Below are 21,858 nucleotides of genomic sequence, written 5' to 3'. Positions count from 1 at the left end.
GCGCGCGGCAGGTGCCGGCGGTGGACTTCTCCTCAGCCGGACAACAACTCGTCGAGCATACGCGGTAGGGTCGCCGACTTGTCGTGTCCGTCCGCGATCCGACGACGCGCCTCCGCGGTCAGCGAACGGCGCAGGTCGGCGTCGTCGAGGACGCGGCTGATCGCCGCGGCCAGCGCGGCGGGATCCGACGGCGGGACGAGGACTCCGGCGCCGTCCCGTAGGAACTCGGTGGTGCCGCCGTGATCCGTGCCGATGACCGGTGTGCCGTAGGCCATCGCCTCGAGGACCGAGAGCGGTCCGGCCTCGGGCGTCACACTCGCCGAGAGCACGACATCCCACCGCTCCAGGGCGGCGCGGAGATCGGTGTGCCCGAGGAACCGGACGCGTCCGGCGAGGTCCGGTCTGGCGGCCCGGGCATGCAGTGCGGCAACGTGATCGGCGTCCCCGGGGAAGGAGCCCCCGGCGAACTCCAGTTCGACGTCCGGCAGACCGGCGACCGCGTCGAGCGCGACGATGTGCCCCTTCCAGGGGGTGAGCAGAGCCAGCATCCCGACGACCGGTGGGTCGTGGAGCCCGGTGGGCAGCGCGGGGACCGGCCAGGTGACTCCGTTGTGGGCCACGACGACCGGCAGACCGAGGTCCGCGAGGGGGACCGACGTCGCCTCCGACACCGCCACGGCGCGCCGGATCACGGGTGCGCTGACGCGGATGACGGCGCGCTGCCGCCCCGACGTCAGGGTGTCGTGCACGAGCCAGGAGACGCGGCCCGTCGGTTGCGCGACGCGTACGGCGGGGAGTGCGAACAAGGAGTTGACGATCGTCGAGGTGTCGGACCGACGTGTCACCCGGCGCAGGGTGCGACCAGCGCGTACCCAGTCGAGCAGGAGGCGACCGGCACCCGCGAGGCGCGCCACACCGCGCTCGCCGCTCAGGCCGAGCGGCGGGATGGACACATGGTCGACCGGGACCGGGAGTCGTCCCACCAGGGGGCCGTCGGGACTGACGACCCGCACCGGGTGGCCGCGCTCGAGCGCGACGTCGATCAGATCGAGCATCACCTTCTCCGCCCCGGAGACCTGGCCGGTGTGCGCGACGAAGACGATCGTGCACGGGTGCTCGGAATCGGTCATCGGACCACCTTCGTGTGTCGTCCGGGCGGCGTGGTCACCGCCCGGGTGAGCAGTACCGCGGGTCCGGCGACGATCAGTGCGGTACCGGCCGAGATGACCGGCCAGGGAACCGAATCTGCGAGCCAGACCCCGATGGCGCACGCCGCCACCGTCAACAGGGTCAACGTGGTGAGTGCGCCGAGTGGGAGCAGACCCGTGATGGGCAGCGTCCGACCGATGACTACCCACAGTGCCACCACCGCGAGGGCGAAGGTGATGACGGTGGAGAAGGCGGCCCCGTCATAGGAGTACCGCGGGATCAGGATCAGGTTGAGCACCACGTTGAGTGCCAGGCCGCCGACCGCGATCCACGGGTAGCGATTCGCCCGACCGGTCGCCGCGAGCAGGAAGATGCCTAGCACGATGAAGGCGGTGAGCGCCGCGCCCAGAACGAGCAGCCGCGCGGCGTCGGCCCCGACGACGAACCGGTCGCCGTACAGGAGTCCGATGATCGGGCCGGCGCTCGGCCAGAAGGCGGCCACGGCCACGGCACCGCCCGCGGCGAACACCACCGCCGCACTCCGGCACCGCTGGCGCAGGACCGCCGACTGGTCGGGCCAGGCGGCGACCAGCAGGGTGCTGACGGGTCCGATCGCGGCCAGGATGAAGGTGTCCATGATGTCGGAGAACTTGTACCCGATGCTGTAGATGCCGACCGCGTCGAGGGAATCGAGCAGACTCAGCAGCAGGACGTCGACCTTCTGCAGCGCGATGGTCAGGGCGAGGCCCAGTGCGAGCGGAAGGGCATCGGAGAGCATCGGTTTCCATCGCGACCATTCGACGACCCGCGACGGCCGCAGTCCCGACGACCGGCGCGCGATCCCGACGACCTTGATGATCAGCGACAGGATCTCGTTCGCGACCGGGGCGAGTACGAACACCAGCAGTGCCGGCGCTACGAGCACGGCGGCGATGGTCAGCGCCAGCTGCAGAACCTGGCCCAGGCTCTCGGCGATCGCGGTGAGCAGGAGGCGGTGCCGGCTCTGGAAGATGACCGTGAGTGCCTGTGCGGGCGTGGCGAACACGACGACGAGTCCGGCGATCGCGGTCGCGCGGATCACGTCGCCGGGATACTGCAGCACGATCACGTAGGCGACGGCGATCAGGTAGCCGAGAAGGCCGAGCACCACCCGCAGGGCGATGAACGCCGAGGACGTCTTCGCGACGTCGTCGGGGTCGTCGGAGATGAGCCGGGCCATCACCGCCCGGCCGACCCCGAGGTCGGTGAAGATCGCGGTCAGACCGAGCAGCGCGAACACGAAGGAGTAGGTGCCCCAGTCCTCCGGGGACAGGGTGCGCGCGATGAGGACGCTCCCGGCCCAGCCGAGGGCGGCGATGACCACGCGACTGGTCAGCATCGCGATGGTGGCACGGGTGGCGGCCCGCGCATCCGAGGCCGGGTGCGCGCCGGGCTCGGCGGCCGGCGCAGTCGTCGGCCCGCTCGCTGCGCTCCCGGCGCCGGTGATTCTCGGCCCGCTCGCTGCGCTCCCGGCGCCGGTGGTGTTCGGCCCGCCCGCTGCGCTCCCGGCACCGGTCGCGCGGGCCAGCAGCTCGGCTTCGGCCTGCTGATCCACCAGCGCATCGGACGGCAGCGGGCCGGTGACGTCAGGGCTCACGGCGCCCCGCACCGGGTATGTCGATGCCGCCGGCCCGGTAGGCCTCGACCGTCCGGCGGGCCGTGGTGTCCCAGCTGAGGGCTGACGCCACCGAGGTGCCGGCGGCGACGAGTTCGGTGCGCGCCGAGTCGTCGCGCACGAGGGGTTCGAGGGCACGGACCCAGTCGTCCTCGTCGTGGCCGTGCACCAGTGTCGCGCCGTCACCCACGACCTGGGGAAGCGCGCCCACCGCGCTCGCGACGACGGCACCGCCACAGGCCATCGCCTCGACGGGCGGAAGGCCGTAACCCTCGTAGAACGAGGCGTAGGCGGTCACGGTCGCCGCGGCGTAGAGCGCCGGCAGGTCCCCGACATCGACGTAACCGAGCCCGACCGCCGACGACGGGGCGCCCGGGCCCGTCGAACCCGCGCCGCCGAGCACGCACGGAATGTCGAGGCGCCGGGCGACCGCCGCGACGAGTTCGACGTTCTTGCGGGGTTCGACGGTGCCGATCTGCATCACGAAGCGTTCCGGCAGATCGTATTTCGCCCGAACCCGTTCGACATCGGCCGGCGCGGGTGGGCGGGCCCAGTCGGCGGGCGCGAGTTCGGTGACGTGGGCATCCCGTCCGCAGGTCTCGCGGATTCGTTCGGCGGTGAACTCGGAGACGGCGATCAGCACGTCGGCCCGACGGAGGGTCGTGCGGACGAGTACGGATTCGCCCGCGGCGCGAAACCGGCTCGACGCGGACGGCATGTCGAGCACCGACAGGTCGTGCACGGTCGCGACCGTGGTGGCGGGGCCGGCGACTGGTAGGTCGACGTCGAGACCGTGGAACACGCCGCCCGAGCGGGTGGGGAGTACGCCGAACACCGCCCGTCGGACACCGTCGGCGACGGGACGCTCCACCGGGGTGATCGCCGGGGGCAGTTCGCCGACCGCGTCGGTCTGCACGACTGCGGACAGGGCGGTGCCGTCGACGTGGCCGGGCAGTGCCCTCAGGAGTTCGCGGATGTAGGTCTGGACGCCGCTGCCTCCGGGACGAAGTGCAAGCGCACCGTACGTGATTCGTGTTGTGCCGTCGCGCATCCAGCAGCTCCCAACAGTAACCAGAAGTAGAAGTCGAGCGGGAAGATCTCGAAGTAGGTGGCGACCAGGCAGGCCACCATCGCCGCGACCATGGACGCACTGACACCCAGGACGAGGGCTCCATCCGGGTCGGGCATCCGGCGCGAGTACTGCACGCACCAGATGATCGCGGTCACGATCAGGGCCAGGAACAACCACAACCCGATCGGCCCGAGTTCGATGAGCAGCTTCACGTAGTAGTTGTCCGGCTGGTAGTTCTTCGACAACTGCTGCACGGTACCGCCGGCGCCGGCGGTGATCGTCCGCGTCGTGTCGCCCTGGGCCGCCGACATCGCGTCGGCCGCCGATCCGCTCGACGCCAGGCCGGTCCCGAGCGGGTGCACCCAGATGCTCGCGAAGATCTCACCCCACCCGGAGCCGCGCTGACTCAGGCTGCTCGACGAGAAGAACACCTTGGTGATGTTCGACGGCAGGAACGGCAGCGAGATGACGGCGACGACCCCGACTGCGAGCAGCGGGGCGATGAGGCGGCGGAAGCGAAGGGCCGCAAGCCAGATCACACCGACGATGAGGCCGAGGATCGCCGCCCGCACCACCGACGTGGCCATCGTGATCGCCATGACCGGCCAGCAGACGAGGAACAACCGGTTGCGCCGGCGGGCGGTGTCCGACAGCGCCACTGCTCCGCCGACGAGCAGGGCCAGCATGACGAAGAGTCCGAAACCGAAGGGCTGATTGAACGTGCTGAACGTCCGGAACAGCGGACCGCTCGTCCGCACCTGCTCGCCGAAGGTGTAGCCGAGTTCGACCAGCCGCGCCGGACCCAGGAGCTGCTGGCCGATGCCCACGAGGGTGGTGAGCACCCCGAGCGCCATGATGATCGAGACCAGTCGGTCGCGGTCGAGCGCGTCGAACGGCGTCAGCCATAGCGCGAGGACCACGAAGAGGTAGAAGAAGGTGACCTTGACGCCGTACAGCCCGATGGGGCCGTAGACGTAGAGCGCCGACACGACCCCGAACGCGACCAGCACGGCCGCGGCCGGCCACCACGGCAGCTGCAACGGCGGGTCCGTCCGGTCGGCGGGCCGGACCCGGCGATTGGCCGCGCAGATCAGCGTCAGCGCGAGGACGCCCTCCTTCCACGCCGAGGCGACGCCGGGCAACGGGGCGATGTCGAGGAGACCGTCGAGGGGGGTGAGCGCGGCCAAGACCAGGAGACCGCGTTGCGGACGCCGGTAGATGACGGCGACGAAGGCGACCGCGAGGACGAGGGCGACGAGTGCAGCGACCACGACCGGGAGGTGCGCCACGCCGACCTGCCTTTCCACGTGCCCCCGTGGTCTGTTCGAGCCCCCAGACCAACCATGGTGGCATCTCCGGGCTCCGTTTGTCCGGGGCAACACGGACACATGTCGCCCCGGACACGCCGGGAGGCCGCCGGCCGCAGGTCAGTGACCCGAGATGCGACGTGCCCGTCGCGGGCGGGTTCGGTCGGGCCCGGATTCGGTTGTGAGAAGGCGTGGTTGCGGGCGCGGGGGATCCAGGAGTTGCGGCATCCCCTTCACCGGCTGGTGCATCGGGAGCAGGGTGTAGCCGTCTTCCCATGGGAGGTGGCCGTGGTCGTCGGGCCAGACCACCTGCAGTTTCGGGTGGTCGGGGAACAACAGGTTCGCCAGGAGCAGCTCGTCGTGGTCGAGTTGCTCGATGAGTCGGACGGTCACGGCGACCGTCTGCAACGGGATGTCGGACTGCGCGGCGACGAGATCACGCCAGTCCTCCTGGTGGAGCAGGGCGCCCAGTTCGTTCAGCACGTGTGTCGCGGTCAGGGGATCGACGCCGTAGATCGAGAGCTCCGGGATCGAGTGCAGCGAGAGTCCGGAGGTGTAGGAGAACCCGCACTCGGTTCGAGCATCTGCAGGCGGTGCGTCGAACTCGGCGTCCGCCTCGCCGACCGAGGTCACCTGCCAGCCGCAGCGCCGGATGGTCTCGATGGTGGAACGGATGAGCGGATTGGGATGCCACCGGGGCAGACCTCGGATCGCGGCAGCGTGGTCTGACATGGATCGCTCCTTTGTTCGACGGGTGCGAACATCAGAACACGAGGCCCCGACAATTCTCCCGACGCCGCAGCCGAGGAGGTGGGCGTCAGGTGTTCGCCGTGCGTCGGATGCCGAACACGGTGAACAGGGCCGCGCACGTGGCGAAGACGACCAGCAGCACGAGCCCGATCGTGTAGCTGTGGGTGGTCGCGTCGTAGGTGGCCCCCATGACCATGGGCGGGAAGAAGCCGCCGAGCCCGCCGAGGGCACCCACGATCCCGGTGACCGAACCGACCCGCTCGGCGGGCGCGGCCTGCGCGACCCAGCTGAAGACCGACCCCGAACCGAGTCCCATGCAGACCGCCATCAGGACGAAGTCGAGACCGGCGGGTATCTCGAGGGGCGGCTTGGTGATCATCCACACGGCGAGCACGGCGGCACCGCCACAGGAGATCACGGTGATGATGCGCGGTCCGAAGCGATCGGACAGGACACCGCCGACGGGCCGGGCGATGACGGCCGCGATCGCGAAACCGGCGGTGCGCGTGCCGGCCGCCTGGAGGTCGAAGTCGTAGACGTCTTTGAGGTAGGTCGGCAGGTAGGTGCTGAAGGCGACGAAGCCGCCGAACGCCGCAGCGTAGAGAAAACCGAGCTGCCAGGTGATCGGCAGTTTGGCCGCACCGATCAGTTTGGGGACCACCGAGTCGTGGGACGCGGCCCACCTGGGTGAGTCGCGCATGAACAACCAACAGACCACGGCGACCACCGCGAGCGCGACGGCGATGATGATGTGCGTCGCGATGTATCCGAACCACGACACGAACCGGGGGGTGAAGAAGGCCGACAACGCCGTTCCGCCCATCCCGGCTCCGAAGACGCCGGTCGCGAACCCGCGCCGGGACTTGTCGTACCAGGCGTTCACGAAGGGGATGCCCACGGCGAACGTCGTCCCGCCGACGCCGAGGAAGAAGCCGGCGACGAGCAGCAACGCGTAGCTGTCGAAATGTCCGGCGGCGGCGACCAGCAGGACGAACGGAATGGTGGCGACCAGCAGAACGGTGAACATGAGGCGGCCGCCGAAGCGGTCGGTCAGTGCGCCGGTCAGGATTCGCCCGAGCGAGCCGACCAGGATCGGGATGGCGACGAGGATCGACTTCTGGGTGGCGCTCAGGTCGAGTTGGTCGGTGTAGACGACCCCGAGCGGACCGATGAGGTTCCAGGCCCAGAAGCTGATCGTGAACGCGAGTGTCGCGAGAGCGAGGTTCGTGGTCTGCGCATGCGAGCTGATGGCGGGCGTCGTGGTGTCGGTGCTCATCGATCACGGTCCTTCACTCCGACGGGCGCCCACCCCGGCCGATGGGGCTGGTTACCCGGCGCGACACGTCGGTCGCGGCTTCGGTACACGATGTAGGGACGGAAGAGGTAGTGCACCGGCGCGGTGAAGATGTGCACCAGCCGGGTGAAGGGGACCATCGCGAAGAGGAGCATCCCGATCAGGATGTGCACGTGGAAACGCAAGGGCGCCGCCGCCATCGCCGTGACGTCCGGTTGCAACACGAACAGTGAACGGAACCAGGGCGAGACGGTCTCGCGGTAGTTCACGCCGGGCGCGTGCGGGTCGAGCGTGCCGATCAGCGTGATGTAGGTGCCTGCCACCAGCGCCGTGACCAGCACCAGGTACATCGCCTTGTCGTTACGCGTGGTGGCCATGAACACCGGGCCGACGGTCCGCCTGCGGTACACCAGCATCGCGACCCCGACGAGGGTGGCGACTGCCGCCAGGATCCCGAAACCCCCGGCACCCCAGTGGTACAGCGTCTCCGAGACGCCGATGGCCTCCGTCCACGACTCCGGGATCAGCAATCCGATCGCGTGGCCGATGATCACCACGAGCACGCCGTAGTGGAAGAGCGGCGACGCTATCCGCAGGAGGCGGGACTCGTAGAGCTCGGATGACCGCGTCGTCCACCCGAACTTGTCGTAGCGATAGCGCCAGATGGTTCCACCGATGAGCAGTCCGAGCGTCGCGTAGGGCACCACGCCCCACAGGAAGATGTCCACGGGTCACCTCACGCGCGGGTCGGGTTGATCGGAAGCAGGCGGGGATCGAAGGGTTCCAGTCCCACAGTCTCCGTCGGTGCGGGTGCACACATCGCCATGGCCGTGGCCCGGTCGGGTGGGGAGGGACTGGGCAGGGTGGCGCACACCGCCGCCACCGCCCCGGCGTACGGCGACTCCGCGTCGAGCAGGGCGAACCGGATCAATTCCAGTGCTGCACGGTGCTTCTCGAGCAGCTCGACGCCGCGGCCCGGATCGGCCCGCGCGCTGAACTCGAGAACGATCGGCAGATGGTCGGGCAATTCACCGCGCAGGTCCACGAGAAATCCACTGTCGCGGTAGGCCTGCTTGAACTCGCCCAGCGACGCGCCCCGACGCCGGGTGTCGCCGTCGGACCAGTACGACAGGTAGAGCGTGTGCCGTTTCGAGAGATCGAAGAGCTCGATGTACTCGCGGCGCAGCGCTGCCGGATCGCCGTCGGCGAGGTGGTCGGTGATCTGCCGCAGCAGATGTGGGGTCTGTGCGTCATCCATCTCGGCGAGGGCGGCCCGCATCAGATCGACGCGGCCGAGGACCTCGTCGTCGGGATAGCTCAGGCACCAGGACGCGATCAACCGTATGACGGTGCCCTCGTCGGTCGCCCGCGAGCGACGTGCGAACAACCGTGGTCCCCTCATCGTGCTTCCTCGTCGGGAGTCGATCCGGGTACGCGTTCGGGGAACAGGCCCGGCGGGGCCCCGTTGCCGTCCCAATTGAGCAGGTTGGTCCGGCCCGCCATCGTGTGCTCGCCGGCCGCCGTGTCAGTGGTCTGACGCTGACGCAGCGCATGGAACGTCTCCACCGACACCGGCGCGGGACGACCGCTGGCCTCGCCGAACGGCGACGAGTCGAACATGCCGGGTCCGTCGTCGTAGTCGAGCGAACATCCCATCTCGTCCAGTTTCTCGGCCTGTTCGAGATGAGCCGTGGGGATCACGTATCGCTCTTCATATTTCGCGATCGCCATCAGGCGGTACATCTCGTACACCGCCTCCTCGGTCATCCCCACCGCGGCCGGTATTCCGGCGTCGGGTTCACGGCCCAGGGTCACGTCGCGCATGTACGAGCGCATGGCGGCCAGGCGGCGCAGCACCGTGTCGATGACGACCGTGTCACCGGCGGTGAACAATTCGGCCAGGTACTCCACCGGAATCCGAAGGGCCTCGATCGCGCCGAACAGTGTTCCCGCGCCCTCGGCGTCGTGACCCTGCTCGGCGAGCAGGTCGACGATCGGCGACAGCGGTGGGACGTACCAGACCATCGGCATCGTGCGGTATTCCGGGTGCAGCGGGAGCGCGACACGGTACTTCTTCGCCAGCGCGTAGACCGGCGATCGGCGCGCGGCCTCGAGCCAGTCGTCCGGGATGCCGTCGCGTCGAGCGGCGGCGATCACCGCCGGATCCTCGGGGTCGAGCATCAGATCGAGTTGCGCCTCATACAGATCGCGATCATCGGGGACCGAGGCGGCCGCAGTCACGGCGTCGGCGTCGTAGAGGAAGATGCCCAGGTAGCGAAGCCGGCCGACGCACGTCTCGGAACACACCGTCGGTTGCCCGACCTCGATGCGCGGGTAACACAGCGTGCACTTCTCGGCCTTGCCGGACTTGTGGTTGAAATAGATCTTCTTGTACGGGCAGCCCGTGATGCACTGCCGCCAGCCGCGGCAGCGGTCCTGGTCGACGAGCACGATGCCGTCCTCGCTGCGTTTGTAGATCGCACCGGAGGGGCACGATGCCATGCATGACGGATTGAGGCAGTGTTCGCAGATCCGCGGCAGATAGAACATGAAGGTCTGCTCGAAGCCGAACTTCACCGCGTCTTCGGAATCGCGCCGGAGCTTCTCGACGATGGGGTCGCGCTCGGCGAGTTCCGGTGCACCGCCGAGGTTGTCGTCCCAGTTCGCCGACCAGGTGACCTTGGTGTCCTTGCCGGTGAGCAGGGACTTGGGACGGGCGACCGGGAAATCGTCGCCGAGCGGGGCGTCGATGAGGGTCTGGTAGTCGTAGGTCCAGGGTTCGTAATAGTCCTCGATGGTCGGCTGGACCGGACTCGCGAACAGGGTCAACAGCTTCCGCACGCGGCCGCCGGCGCGCAGGCGCAGCCTGCCGTTGCGGTTGAGGACCCAGCCGCCCTGCCAGGTCTCCTGGTCGTCGTACCGTCGCGGATACCCCTGTCCGGGACGGGTTTCGACGTTGTTGAACCACACGTACTCGGTGCCGGACCGATTGGTCCACGCCTGCTTGCAGGTCACCGAGCAGGTGTGGCACCCGATGCACTTGTCGAGGTTCATCACCATCCCGACCTGGGCCATGACCCGCATCAGTACGTCACCTTCTGGCTGCGTTTGCGGATGGTCGAGACCATGTCGCGTTGATTGCCGGTCGGTCCGAGATAGTTGAAGGCGTAGGACAACTGGGCGTAACCGCCGATGAGGTGGGTCGGTTTCACCAGCAGCCGCGTCGGCGAGTTGTGGATGCCGCCCCGGCGGCCCGTCGCCTCCGACTTCGGGACGTCGATCGTGCGTTCCTGGGCGTGGTGGACGTAGCAGACCCCGGCCGGCATGCGATGGCTGACGATTGCACGGCACACGAAAACGCCGTTGGCGTTGGTGCATTCGATCCAGTCGTTGTCGGCGACGTCGATCGAGGCGGCGTCCTGGGGACTCAGCCAGGCGATCGGCCCGCCGCGGGAGAGCGACAACATGAACAGGTTGTCCTGGTACTCGGAGTGGATCGACCACTTCGAGTGTGGCGTCAGGTACCGCACCGTGATCTCCCGGGCGCCGTCGGGTCCGAGCTTGGGTTCGCCGAACAGGCGGTGCATGTCCAGCGGCGGCCGGTAGATCGGGAGCGACTCGCCCATGTCGATCATCCAGTCGTGGTCCAGATAGAAGTGCATCCGTCCGGTGAGCGTGTGAAACGGCTTGAGCCGCTCGATGTTCACCGTGAACGGTGCGTACCGGCGGCCGCCGGTCTCCGACCCGGACCACTCCGGCGACGTGATCACCGGCACGGGTGCCTTCTGGGTGTCGGCGAAGCGGATGCGCTTCTCCTCCGAACCGCGCGCGAGGTCGTCGAGGCGGAAGCCGACGCGTTGCTGCAGCTGTTCGAAGCCGGCCACCGCGAGTTCGCCGTTCGTGGTGCCCGACAACGTCAGGATCGCCTCGGCGAGTTTCTCGTCGGTGTCGATGGCCGGTCGTCCGTCGCCGGCGCCGCCGAGCATCACGCCGTTGGATTCGGCGAGTGTGCGTGTTTGTTCCTCGAGCGGGTAGGTCACGTTCTTGACGGTGAAGCCGAGGGTGTCCGCGAGCGGTCCGATGGACGCCAGCTTGTCCGCGATCGCGGTGTAATCCCGTTCCACCACGGTGAAGTTGGGCATGTTCCGGCCTGGCTGTCCGACAACGCCGTCGTGTCGCCAGTCCAGAATCCGGCCGTGCGGTTGTGCAACCTCGCCGGGGGTGTCGTGCTGCAGAGGGACGCTGACGAGATCGCGCCGTGTACCGAGGTGGGTGCGTGCCAGGTCCGACAGCTTGCGTGCGAGCCGGTGGAACAGGTCGAAGTCGGACTTCGCCTCCCACGGCGGGTCGATCGCCGGTGTGAACGCGTGGACGAACGGGTGCATGTCCGTCGAGGACAGGTCGTGCTTCTCGTACCAGGTCGCAGCAGGCAGGACGATGTCCGACAGCAGCGTGGTCGATGTCATCCGGAAATCCGCCGACAGCAGCAGGTCGAGCTTCCCCTCCGGAATGTCGTCGTGCCAACGGATCTCGGCAGGCCTCGGGGTCTCGGGTTTCTCGGCGCCGAGCACGTTGTGGTGGGTGCCGAGCAGGGTCCGGAGGAAGTACTCGTTGCCCTTCGCCGAGGAACCGAGCAGGTTGGACCGCCACAGCACGAGGGTCCGGGGCCAGTTCTCGGGTGCGTCGACGTCGGTGATGGCGGATGTCAGTTGGCCGTTCTGCAGACGCTCTGCGACGTAGGACGCCGGATCGGCGGCGTCACCGCGATCCACGGCGGCGGTCGCCTCGTCGGCGACGTCGAGAGGGTTGGTGGAGAACTGGGGATAGAAGGGCATCCAGCCGAGCCGCGCCGACTGGGCGATGGCGTCGGCGGTGTGCTCGTGGTCCATCGTGCCGCGCGACAGCGGGGAGGCGAGTGAGGATGTCGAGTACCCGTCGTTGCGCCATTGCCCGGTGTGCATGTACCAGTACGAGGTCCCGGTCATGGTCCGCGGCGGGCGCGTCCAGTCCAGCGCGTTCGCCAGCGAGATCCAGCCCGTGATCGGACGACACTTCTCCTGCCCGACGTAGTGCGCCCAACCGCCGCCGTTGCGGCCCATGCATCCGGTGAGGATGAGCAGGGACAGGATCGCCCGATAGGTCGCGTCGCCGTGGAACCACTGGCAGATCCCGGCGCCCATGATGATCATCGAGCGGCCGCCGGATTCCTCGGCGTTGGCGGCGAATTCGCGCGCGACGCGAATCGCCGCCGCGGCCGGCACGCCGGTGATCTCGGCCTGCCACGCCGGTGTGTACGGCGCCGATGCGTCGTCGTAGCCGGTGGGCCACTCGCCGGGGAGCCCGTCCCGGGTGACGCCGTACTGCGCGAGTATCAGATCGAAGACGGTCGTGACGAGCCGTCCCCCGATCCGCCGCGCGGGGACACCTCGGCGGACCACGGCGCCGCTGCCGTCGGGGGCGTCGAAGACCGGGAACGCGACTTCGACGAATTCGGCCGCATCGCTCATGAGTGTCAGCGCGGGTTGCGCGCCACCGAGATCGAGATTCCATCGCCCCGCACCGGAGTCGGCGTACCGGAACCCCATCGAGCCGTTGGGCACCACCGGCTCATCGCGTGCCTCGTCCCAGCACACCGTCTTCCAGACGTCCTCGGAGGCAACATGTTCCGCGCCGGGCAACTCGTCGGCGGTCACGAACTTCCCAGGGACGAATTTTCCGGGGACGTCGGTGCCGGTCGAGTCACCGTCCGGCCCGCCCGGTTTTTCGTCCAAGTGGATCAGGAACGGCAGGTCGGTGTAGCGGCGCACGTAGTCGTCGAAGAACCCGGTCGAGCGCCGGACGAAGAACTCGGTGAGGATGACGTGTCCCATCGCCATCGCGAGCGCCCCGTCGGTGCCGGCCTGCGCGGGCAGCCATTCGTCGGCGAACTTGGTGTTGTCGGCGTAGTCGGGGCTGACCGAGACCACCTTGGTGCCGCGGTAGCGCACCTCGGCCATCCAGTGCGCGTCCGGGGTCCGCGTCACCGGGACGTTGGAACCCCACATCATCAGGTACGTCGCGTCCCACCAGTCCCCGGACTCCGGGACGTCGGTCTGGTCGCCGAACACCTGGGGACTGGCCACCGGCAGATCGGCGTACCAGTCGTAGAACGAGGTCATCACCCCGCCGATCAGCTGGATGAACCGGGTGCCGACGCAGTGGCTGACCATCGACATGGCCGGGATCGGGGAGAAACCCGCGCACCGGTCCGGACCGTGGGCCTTGATCGTGTGGACGTGCGCTGCCGCGGCCATCTCGACGGCCTCGTCCCAGGAGACGCGAACGAGCCCGCCCTTGCCCCGTGCGCGCTGGTAGGAGCGTCGGCGCAGCGGGTCTCCGACGACGTCGGCCCACGCCAGCACGGGATCGCCGAGCCGGCGCTTCGCCTCGCGGAACATCTCCACCAGCACACCCCGGGCGTACGGGTGTCGGACCCGGGTGGGGGAGTAGGTGTACCAGGAGAAGGCCGCGCCCCGCGGGCACCCGCGGGGTTCGTACTCGGGCCGGTCCGGGCCCACCGAGGGGTAGTCGGTCTCCTGGGTCTCCCAGGTGATGATCCCGTCTTTGACGTAGACCTTCCACGAGCAGGAGCCCGTGCAGTTCACGCCGTGTGTCGAGCGCACGATCTTGTCGTGGCTCCATCGATCCCGGTAGAAGACGTCACCCGCCCGACCGCCGTCCCGGAAGACGACACGACGATCGTCGGTCTCGTCCCATCGGGTGAAGAACCTGCCGATGTCCAACAGTGCGGTGGCTGCAGAACCCTGTACATCTTCTGACCGGGCCATGAGCGACACCATACGGAGGGTCGGCAATTGTTTCTTCCCGAATCGCAAAGTCGATCAGATATGCCGAAAACGTTTGTGGGAAATACACCCGTCGGTCATTCGGGAAACAATCTGGTCGCTTAGGTCAACGCGTGGCAACCGTCAACAGGATCGCCGAGTCCTCTTGTGCGGTCAGGCCGTGACGCGTCGACGGAATGGTCACCAGGTCGCCGGTGGCGCCCTCCCACCGGCCGGCCGGATCGCCGTCCGCCGAGGTCAGGACGACACGCCCGCGCAGGACCTGCAGCGTGGCCTCGGTGGGACTGTCGTGATCCGACAGTGCCGCGCCCGCGACCAGTGCGATCACCGTTTGTCGAAGATGTCGAGAAGAGTTGCCGTGCAACGTATGAGAGGCCCGTCGGCTCGACGCTTCGCGGGCCGAGGACAGGAGCTCGTCGACGAGCTCGGGAAGATGAGTCGAATCCACGTGTTCCACCATGACATCGCGGCGCGGCGACGAGGTGATGTTCGGCGGATCGAGGCCAGTTCGTTGTTACGCTGTCGACCGACGCGGTGATCCTGCCGCCTGGAATAGGCCACACAATCGTTGCGAAAACACCCGGTGATGACGGGCTCGCACCCATGAGAGTCCGGCGATGAGACGATTTCGGAAAATGGTTCCGCGAAATGATTCGAGAATCGAACTGTCGATTCCGTACAGAACCGATCGGCGCCCGTCGGATGGCTTCTGGTCCGCGCGCCGGAACTGTGGTCAGCCGAGCCGCATCCGGAGCAGACGATCGTCCCCGTCGGCCGGCCGGCCGCGTCCGTCGGTGTTGCTCGTGCCGAACCACAGTGAGCCGTCGGGCGCGGCGGCCACGACGCGCAGCCGGCCGAACTCGTCGGCGTACCTGCTCACCGGCTCGCCGGCGGCCGACCCCGTGAGCGGTATCTCCCACAGCCGCCGGCCGCGGAGCGCGGCCATGTAGGCGCGGTCGCCGATGATCGCCAGCCCGGCCGGGGACGCCTCCTGCGTGGTCCAGGTGGCGGCCGGCGCGACGAACCGCGGATCATCGGAATCGCCTTCGACCTCCGGCCACCCGTAGTTGCCACCCGGTCGGATCAGATTGAGCTCGTCACGACGGTTCTGTCCGAACTCACTGGCCCACAGCCGGCCTGCGCCGTCGAAGGCCAGGCCCTCGACGTTGCGGTGCCCGTACGAGTGGACCTCGTTGCCGAACGGGTTGCCCGGCCACGGGCGGCCATCCCGGTCCACCCGCAGGATCTTGCCGTTCAACGCGGTGACGTCCTGGGCGACCTCGGGTACGGCGGCATCGCCGACCGCGACGAACAGGCTTCCGTCCGAACCGAAGGCGAGGGCGCCGCCGTGATGGTTGTAGGCCGCGTCGAGTCCGGTGATCAGCGGTCGGGGACGGGTGAGCCGGTCGCCGTCGAAGTCCAGGCGCACCAGCCGATTGTCGGTGGCGGTCGTGTAGTAGACGAACACCGCGCTCTCGTCGCCTGGCGCCACCGCGATGCCCTGCAACCCGCCTTCGCCGCGGGGAGCGGCGTCAGCGAACTCGCCGACGGTCCGGACCTCACCCCCAGGGGACACCCGGACGATCGTGGCGTCGTCGCGCTGGGTGACGAGGGCATCGCCGTCACCGAGGAAGGCCAGCGCCCACGGCACGTTCAGCCCGGATGCGACGGTCTCGACCGACGCGGCGTCTGCGGACGTGCCCGTCGGACCCGAGCCGGATCGATCCCGCGTCGGCGGATCGTCGGTGGCGCACCCGGTCACCAGCGACGTACCGGTGATGCCGAGCAGCCCGGCCCCGAGCAGGCCCGTTTTGAGGAGTTTGCGTCGATCCATACCCTCGATGGTGCCTGATGGTCGCCACTGCCGACCGGTGCCGATTTGGGTCTACGCTGCGGATTCCCTACACTAGACCGGTTGCCTGTGCACCTCAGGTGTCCGGGACACAACTGAATAGTCTCCGGTGCCGGCGAAAAGCCAAGGGCATCGGCGGCGAGAACCTTCTCCAAACAACTATCCACTTCGTGGAAGGCCCACCGCAGGTCACCGGGATTTTTCCGGCCACCGGCGCTGTATGGGAACCGCTACGAGAAAGGTTGACGGTCACCCATGACCATGACTGACCCGATCGCAGACTTCTTGACGCGTCTGCGTAACGCCAACTCGGCGTACCACGACGAGGTGACACTGCCCTCGTCGAAGATCAAGGTGAACATCGCCGAGATCCTCAAGCGCGAGGGCTACATCACCGACTACCGCACCGAAGACGCGGAGGTCGGGAAGAACCTCGTCGTCTCCCTGAAGTACGGCCCGAGTCGCGAGCGCTCCATCGCCGGTCTGCGCCGCGTCTCCAAGCCCGGTCTCCGGGTCTATGCAAAGTCCACCAACCTGCCCAAGGTTCTGGGCGGCCTCGGCGTGGCCATCATCTCCACGTCGTCGGGCCTGCTCACCGATCGCCAGGCAGCCAACCAGGGCGTGGGCGGCGAAGTCCTCGCCTACGTCTGGTAGGGGAGGTAACAACACATGTCGCGTATCGGAAAGAACCCCATCGAGATCCCCGCGGGCGTGGACGTCACCATCGACGGCCAGAACGTCACCGTGAAGGGCCCCAAGGGTGAGCTCTCGCTCACCGTCTCCGAGCCCATCTCGGTCGCCAAGGAGGACAACTCCATCGTCGTGACCCGCCCCAACGACGAGCGTCGCAGCCGCGCGCTGCACGGCCTGAGCCGTTCGCTCGTGAACAACCTCGTCGTGGGCGTCACGCAGGGCTACACCAAGAAGATGGAGATCTTCGGTGTCGGTTACCGCGTGCAGGCCAAGGGCAGCGACCTCGAGTTCGCGCTCGGTTACAGCCATCCCGTGCCGATCGAGGCCCCGGCGGGCATCACGTTCGCCGTGGAGTCCCCGACGAAGTTCTCGGTCTCGGGTATCGACAAGCAGCAAGTCGGCGAGATCTCGGCGGTCATCCGCCGCCTGCGTCGTCCGGACCCCTACAAGGGCAAGGGCATTCGCTACGAGGGTGAGCAGATCCGTCGCAAGGTCGGAAAGACGGGTAAGTAAGCCATGAGTGATTCAGCTACCAAGACAGTGCGCAAGCCGATCGGCAAGGACGTCTCGACGCGTCGTCGCAAGGCGACCGGCAACCGTCACTTCCGCCTCCGCAAGAAGGTCAGCGGAACCCCGGCCCGTCCGCGTCTCGCGGTCAAGCGCAGCTCGCGCCACATCCACGTCCAGTTGATCGACGACCTGGCCGGCAAGACGCTGGCCGCGGCATCGACGATCGAGGCCGATGTGCGTGCGGCCGGCGGCGACAAGTCCGCGCAGGCCCGCAAGGTCGGCGAGCTCATCGCCGCCCGCGCCAAGGCTGCCGGCGTCGACGCCGTCGTGTTCGACCGTGGCGGCAAGGACTACCACGGCCGGATCGCCGCGCTCGCCGACGCCGCCCGCGAGGGAGGCCTGAGCTTCTGATGACCATCTCGAACAGCTACACCCACATGACCGGAGGGAACCTCTGATGCCCGGACGTCAGCGTGACGGCGGAAACGGACCCGCCGGTAACGACAACAACCAGAACAACCAGGGCGGCGGCAACGACCGTCGCGGCGGTGGCCGCGGCGACCGCCGCGATCGTGGCGGCCGCGACCAGGACCGCAACCAGCTCGAGCGCGTGGTGACCATCAACCGCGTCTCGAAGGTGGTCAAGGGTGGACGTCGTTTCTCGTTCACCGCTCTCGTGGTCGTCGGCGACGGCCAGGGCATGGTCGGCGTCGGCTACGGCAAGGCCAAGGAAGTCCCGGCCGCGATCCAGAAGGGTGTCGAGGAAGCTCGCAAGAACTTCTTCCGCGTGCCCCTGATCGCCGGCACCGTGACCCACCCGGTCCAGGGTGAGGCCGCCGCCGGTGTCGTCATGCTCCGCCCGGCCAGCCCCGGTACCGGTGTGATCGCCGGTGGCGCGGTGCGTGCCGTGCTCGAGTGCGCGGGCGTCCACGACGTCCTCGCCAAGAGCCTCGGCTCGGACAACGCCATCAACGTCGTGCACGCCACCGTCGCGGCACTCAAGATGCTGCAGCGTCCCGAAGAGGTCGCGGCCCGCCGCGGTCTGCCGATCGAGGACGTCGCCCCGGCCGGTATGCTCCGCGCTCGCGCAGGACAGGGGGTCTGATCATGGCTCAGCTGAAGATCACTCAGGTCAAGGGCACCATCGGTACCAAGAGCAACCAGCGTGACAGCCTGCGGACCCTCGGACTCAAGGGCATCCGCCAGACCGTCACCCGCGAGGACACGCCGATCAACCGCGGCCTCATCAACGCGGTTCGTCACCTCGTGACAGTCGAAGAGGTTCAAGCATGACCATCAAACTCCATCACCTTCGCCCCGCTCCGGGGTCGAAGACCGACAAGACCCGCGTGGGTCGCGGTGAGGGGTCCAAGGGTAAGACCGCCGGTCGCGGCACCAAGGGCACCAAGGCACGCAAGAACGTGCCCGCCGGCTTCGAGGGTGGCCAGATGCCGATCCACATGCGGCTGCCGAAGCTCAAGGGCTTCACCAACCGCAACCGGATCGAGTACCAGGTCGTCAACGTCGGCGACATCGCCCGCCTGTTCCCGCAGGGCGGCACCATCGGCGTCGACGAGCTCGTCGCGGCCGGGGCCGTTCGCAAGAACAAGCTGGTGAAGGTTCTCGGCGACGGTGACCTGTCGGTCAAGGTCGACATCACCGCCGACAAGTTCACCGCCTCCGCCAAGGAGAAGATCGCCGCTGCCGGTGGCAGCGTCACCGAACTCTGACGGACACACACCGCGGTCGGGCGGCAGCATCGCTGCCGCCCGACCGGGGCGTTTCGGTGTGACTGTTAGAGTCTCAGAGGTTGTCCTGCCGGACACGCCCAAGACTGCCGCATCCCGAAAGATCATCGTCGATTGCCGAGCACACGGGGGTCGGGTCGCACCGACCCGGAACGTAGACCTCGCGTGGTCGTTACTAGGAGGAGTTAGTGCTTTCCCCCTCTTCGCGGCCATTCGGACGCCGGATCTGAGGAAGAAGATCCTCTTCGTTCTCGGCATCATCATCCTGTATCGGCTGGGAGCGACCGTCCCGTCGCCGGGTGTCGACTACCAGGCCGTGCAGGCGTGTCTCGACGAGGTCTCGTCCGGTGAGTCGAGCTCGGTCTACTCCCTGATCAACCTGTTCTCCGGCGGCGCGCTGCTGCAGCTGTCGGTGTTCGCGATCGGCATCATGCCGTACATCACGGCGGCCATCATCGTGCAGCTGCTGACCGTGGTCATCCCGCGCTTCGAGCAACTCCGCAAGGAGGGCCAGGCCGGCCAGGCCAAGATGACGCAGTACACGCGCTACCTGGCCGTGGCCCTCGCACTCCTGCAGTCGACGGGCATCGTGGCCCTCGCCGATCGTGGCCAGCTCCTTCCGCAGTCCTGTGCGCAGAGCGGCGAAGTCCTCAACGACCAGAGCATCTTCGGTCTGTCGATCATCGTGCTCGTCATGACCGCCGGCGCCTGTGTCGTCATGTGGTTCGGTGAGCTCATCACCGAGCGCGGCATCGGCAACGGCATGTCGCTGCTGATCTTCGCCGGTATCGCCGCGCGTATCCCCGCCGAAGGTCGCACCATCCTCAACAGCCGCGGCGGACTCGTCTTCGCCCTGGTCTGTGTCGCCGCGCTGATCATCGTCGCCGGCGTCGTGTTCATCGAGCAGGGTCAGCGCCGCATCCCGGTGCAGTACGCAAAGCGCATGGTGGGCCGCAAGATGTACGGCGGGTCGTCGACCTACCTGCCGCTGAAGGTCAATCAGGCGGGCGTCATCCCGGTGATCTTCGCCTCGTCGCTGCTGTATCTGCCACAGCTGATCGTCGAACTCACGCGCAATCCCGATGGGACGCAGTCGACCTGGCAGGAATACGTCACCAGGTACCTGACCGATCCGAGCAACGGCGTCTACATCGCCGTCTACTTCCTGATGATCATCTTCTTCACGTACTTCTACGTGGCGGTGACGTTCAATCCGGAGGAGCGCGCCGACGAGATGAAGAAGTACGGTGGATTCATCCCGGGCATCCGTCCGGGAGCGCCCACGGCCGAATACCTCGGGTATGTGCTCAGTCGCATCACTCTGCCGGGCTCGATCTACCTCGGTATCATCGCGGTACTCCCGAACCTGTTCCTCGAGATCGGTAACAGCGGCAACGTCCAGAACCTGCCGTTCGGTGGTACGGCCGTACTGATCATGGTCGGCGTGGGTCTGGACACGATGAAGCAGATCAACAGTCAGTTGATGCAACGCAAGTACGAAGGATTCTTGAAGTGAGACTTGTCATTCTCGGCCCGCCCGGAGCAGGTAAAGGCACCCAGGCGGAGCTTTTGAGCGAAGCACTCGGGATCCCCCACATCTCGACCGGTGACCTCTTCCGCGCCAACATCTCCCAGGGCACCGCCGTGGGTGTGGAGGCCAAGAAGTACCTCGACGCCGGCAACCTCGTCCCGTCCGAAATCACGGTGGACATGGTCCGCGCCCGCGTCGGCGAGCCGGATGCGTCGAAGGGTTTCATCCTCGACGGTTTCCCGCGCTCGACCGAGCAGGCCGACGCGCTGAACGACATCCTGGCGAATCTCGACGCCTCGCTCGACGCCGTGCTCTCGTTCGTCGTCGACACCGACGTCGTCGTGGAGCGCATGCTGGCGCGTGGCCGCGCCGACGACACCGAAGAGGTCATCCGCAACCGGATGGACGTCTACACCCGGGAGACCGCGCCGCTGCTCGCGTACTACGGCGACCAGGTCAAGACGATCGACGCGGTCGGTGACATCCAGGGCGTCCACCAGCGCGTCCTGAGCGCGCTCGGCGCCGGCGTCTCCTGACCCGCTGCGTTCTGACCGCACAGTCTTTGACAACCGAGGAATCGCTGTAGGGCATGGGTTTTCGTAAGCGCAAGCGCGTCGTCCCCTTCCGCAGTGCGGGCGAGCTCGATGCCATGGCCGCGGCGGGCGCGGTCGTCGGGGCCGCGCTCGTCGCGGTGCGCGATGCGGCGAAGCCGGGGGTCAGCACCCTCGATCTCGACGAGGTCGCCGAATCCGTGATCCGGGGGGCCGGGGCGGTGCCCTCGTTCAAGGGCTACCACGGCTTTCCCGGATCCATCTGCAGCTCGGTGAACGACGTCGTCGTCCACGGCATCCCGTCCGCGGACGTCGTTCTCGCCGACGGCGATCTGGTGTCGATCGATTGCGGCGCCATCCTCGACGGCTGGCACGGGGACTCGGCCTGGACCTTCGGGGTCGGGGAACTGTCCACCGCCGACGAGGAACTCTCCGAGGCGACGCGGCTGTCGATGGAGGCGGGGATCGCGGCCATGGTCGACGGCGCTCGCCTCACCGACATCTCCCACGCCATCGAACTCGGCACGCGCGCCGCGGAGAAGAAGTTCGGCCGGCCCTTCGGCATCGTCGACGGTTACGGCGGCCACGGCATCGGCCGCGAGATGCACATGGAACCGTTCCTGGCGAACGAGGGTGAACCCGGCAAGGGGCCGACGCTCGTGATCGGCTCCACCCTGGCCATCGAGCCGATGCTGACGCTGGGCACCACGGACACCACCGTCCTCGACGACGACTGGACAGTCGTCACCGACGACGGTTCGCGTTCCGCCCATTGGGAACACACCGTCGCGGTGACCGCCGACGGACCCCGTATCCTCACCCCGCGCCCGGTCTGACTCCACGCCAGTGCGGGATTCGTAACGGGAACCGATACGAATCCCGCACTGTAGGGCTTGAAGTTC

21 protein-coding genes are annotated in these 21,858 nt (G+C 67.8%); 9 read left to right on the top strand and 12 right to left on the bottom strand.

Annotated features, from left to right (window positions below):
* Positions 1 to 32 precede the first annotated feature (32 nt).
* The 12 genes from MVF96_RS18070 to MVF96_RS18015 form a co-directional block, all read right to left on the bottom strand.
* On the bottom strand, positions 33 to 1,130 hold the full coding sequence (locus MVF96_RS18070; RefSeq protein WP_247449940.1) for a glycosyltransferase family 4 protein: 1,098 nt from the start codon (positions 1,128 to 1,130) through the stop codon (positions 33 to 35).
* Positions 1,127 to 2,785, bottom strand: a complete 1,659-nt coding sequence (locus MVF96_RS18065) for a flippase (protein ID WP_247449939.1) — start codon at positions 2,783 to 2,785, stop codon at positions 1,127 to 1,129. Before MVF96_RS18065 ends, MVF96_RS18070 begins: the two co-directional genes overlap by 4 nt.
* Positions 2,775 to 3,731 carry a glycosyltransferase family 4 protein gene (locus tag MVF96_RS18060; protein ID WP_083229461.1) on the bottom strand — a complete coding sequence of 319 codons (957 nt, stop codon included), beginning with the start codon at positions 3,729 to 3,731 and terminating at the stop codon, positions 2,775 to 2,777. The genes MVF96_RS18065 and MVF96_RS18060 overlap by 11 nt, the downstream gene beginning before the upstream one ends.
* 32 nt (positions 3,732 to 3,763) lie before the next feature.
* The gene (locus tag MVF96_RS18055) at positions 3,764 to 5,164 is read right to left on the bottom strand and encodes an O-antigen ligase family protein (RefSeq protein ID WP_068972027.1); all 1,401 of its coding nucleotides are present in this window, start codon (positions 5,162 to 5,164) and stop codon (positions 3,764 to 3,766) included.
* Positions 5,165 to 5,302: 138 nt separating this feature from the next.
* Complete coding sequence (locus MVF96_RS18050) at positions 5,303 to 5,914, bottom strand: DUF4262 domain-containing protein (RefSeq protein ID WP_211538362.1); 612 nt, start codon at positions 5,912 to 5,914, stop codon at positions 5,303 to 5,305.
* Positions 5,915 to 5,999: 85 nt separating this feature from the next.
* A complete protein-coding gene (locus tag MVF96_RS18045; RefSeq protein WP_247449937.1) occupies positions 6,000 to 7,208 on the bottom strand; it encodes a nitrate/nitrite transporter in 1,209 nt (402 codons plus the stop codon).
* The gene (gene narI / locus MVF96_RS18040; RefSeq protein WP_058251983.1) at positions 7,205 to 7,954 is read right to left on the bottom strand and encodes a respiratory nitrate reductase subunit gamma; all 750 of its coding nucleotides are present in this window, start codon (positions 7,952 to 7,954) and stop codon (positions 7,205 to 7,207) included. Before narI ends, MVF96_RS18045 begins: the two co-directional genes overlap by 4 nt.
* An 8-nt stretch (positions 7,955 to 7,962) precedes the next feature.
* Positions 7,963 to 8,628, bottom strand: a complete 666-nt coding sequence (gene narJ, locus MVF96_RS18035; protein ID WP_165629733.1) for a nitrate reductase molybdenum cofactor assembly chaperone — start codon at positions 8,626 to 8,628, stop codon at positions 7,963 to 7,965.
* On the bottom strand, positions 8,625 to 10,310 hold the full coding sequence (gene narH, locus MVF96_RS18030; protein WP_165629734.1) for a nitrate reductase subunit beta: 1,686 nt from the start codon (positions 10,308 to 10,310) through the stop codon (positions 8,625 to 8,627). The genes narJ and narH overlap by 4 nt, the downstream gene beginning before the upstream one ends.
* Entirely contained in the window at positions 10,310 to 14,053 is a 3,744-nt protein-coding gene (locus tag MVF96_RS18025; protein WP_247449935.1) for a nitrate reductase subunit alpha, read from the bottom strand. The genes narH and MVF96_RS18025 overlap by 1 nt, the downstream gene beginning before the upstream one ends.
* Before the next feature lie 124 nt (positions 14,054 to 14,177).
* Positions 14,178 to 14,519, bottom strand: a complete 342-nt coding sequence (locus tag MVF96_RS18020) for a cupin domain-containing protein (protein ID WP_083229291.1) — start codon at positions 14,517 to 14,519, stop codon at positions 14,178 to 14,180.
* A gap of 285 nt (positions 14,520 to 14,804) precedes the next feature.
* Positions 14,805 to 15,905, bottom strand: coding sequence for a PQQ-dependent sugar dehydrogenase (locus MVF96_RS18015; RefSeq protein WP_068969971.1), 1,101 nt, complete (start codon positions 15,903 to 15,905; stop codon positions 14,805 to 14,807).
* Between the two features lie 273 nt (positions 15,906 to 16,178).
* On the opposite strand from MVF96_RS18015, the gene rpsH reads away from it, so the two are divergent.
* The 9 genes from rpsH to map all read left to right on the top strand — a co-directional run bounded on the left by rpsH (position 16,179) and on the right by map (position 21,792).
* On the top strand, positions 16,179 to 16,577 hold the full coding sequence (gene rpsH / locus MVF96_RS18010) for a 30S ribosomal protein S8 (RefSeq protein ID WP_004023571.1): 399 nt from the start codon (positions 16,179 to 16,181) through the stop codon (positions 16,575 to 16,577).
* Between the two features lie 15 nt (positions 16,578 to 16,592).
* Entirely contained in the window at positions 16,593 to 17,129 is a 537-nt protein-coding gene (gene rplF, locus MVF96_RS18005; protein WP_058251979.1) for a 50S ribosomal protein L6, read from the top strand.
* 3 nt (positions 17,130 to 17,132) lie between these two features.
* Positions 17,133 to 17,537, top strand: a complete 405-nt coding sequence (gene rplR, locus MVF96_RS18000) for a 50S ribosomal protein L18 (protein WP_058251978.1) — start codon at positions 17,133 to 17,135, stop codon at positions 17,535 to 17,537.
* A 46-nt stretch (positions 17,538 to 17,583) separates the two neighbouring features.
* Positions 17,584 to 18,231, top strand: coding sequence for a 30S ribosomal protein S5 (gene rpsE, locus MVF96_RS17995; RefSeq protein ID WP_058251977.1), 648 nt, complete (start codon positions 17,584 to 17,586; stop codon positions 18,229 to 18,231).
* A gap of 2 nt (positions 18,232 to 18,233) precedes the next feature.
* Positions 18,234 to 18,419, top strand: coding sequence for a 50S ribosomal protein L30 (gene rpmD, locus MVF96_RS17990; RefSeq protein ID WP_058251976.1), 186 nt, complete (start codon positions 18,234 to 18,236; stop codon positions 18,417 to 18,419).
* On the top strand, positions 18,416 to 18,856 hold the full coding sequence (gene rplO, locus MVF96_RS17985) for a 50S ribosomal protein L15 (protein ID WP_004023566.1): 441 nt from the start codon (positions 18,416 to 18,418) through the stop codon (positions 18,854 to 18,856). Before rpmD ends, rplO begins: the two co-directional genes overlap by 4 nt.
* A gap of 229 nt (positions 18,857 to 19,085) precedes the next feature.
* On the top strand, positions 19,086 to 20,390 hold the full coding sequence (gene secY, locus MVF96_RS17980) for a preprotein translocase subunit SecY (protein WP_247452135.1): 1,305 nt from the start codon (positions 19,086 to 19,088) through the stop codon (positions 20,388 to 20,390).
* Positions 20,387 to 20,941 (top strand): adenylate kinase, encoded by a 555-nt coding sequence (locus tag MVF96_RS17975; protein ID WP_004023564.1) that lies wholly within the window; start codon positions 20,387 to 20,389, stop codon positions 20,939 to 20,941. Before secY ends, MVF96_RS17975 begins: the two co-directional genes overlap by 4 nt.
* 53 nt (positions 20,942 to 20,994) lie before the next feature.
* Positions 20,995 to 21,792 (top strand): type I methionyl aminopeptidase, encoded by a 798-nt coding sequence (gene map, locus MVF96_RS17970; RefSeq protein ID WP_058251973.1) that lies wholly within the window; start codon positions 20,995 to 20,997, stop codon positions 21,790 to 21,792.
* Positions 21,793 to 21,858: the final 66 nt, after the last annotated feature.

The sequence above is a fragment of the Gordonia hongkongensis genome, from assembly GCF_023078355.1.
GTDB lineage: Bacteria > Actinomycetota > Actinomycetes > Mycobacteriales > Mycobacteriaceae > Gordonia > Gordonia hongkongensis.
The sequence above is the reverse complement of the archived record's forward strand: the minus strand, read 5'-3'. Positions and strand labels throughout refer to the sequence as shown.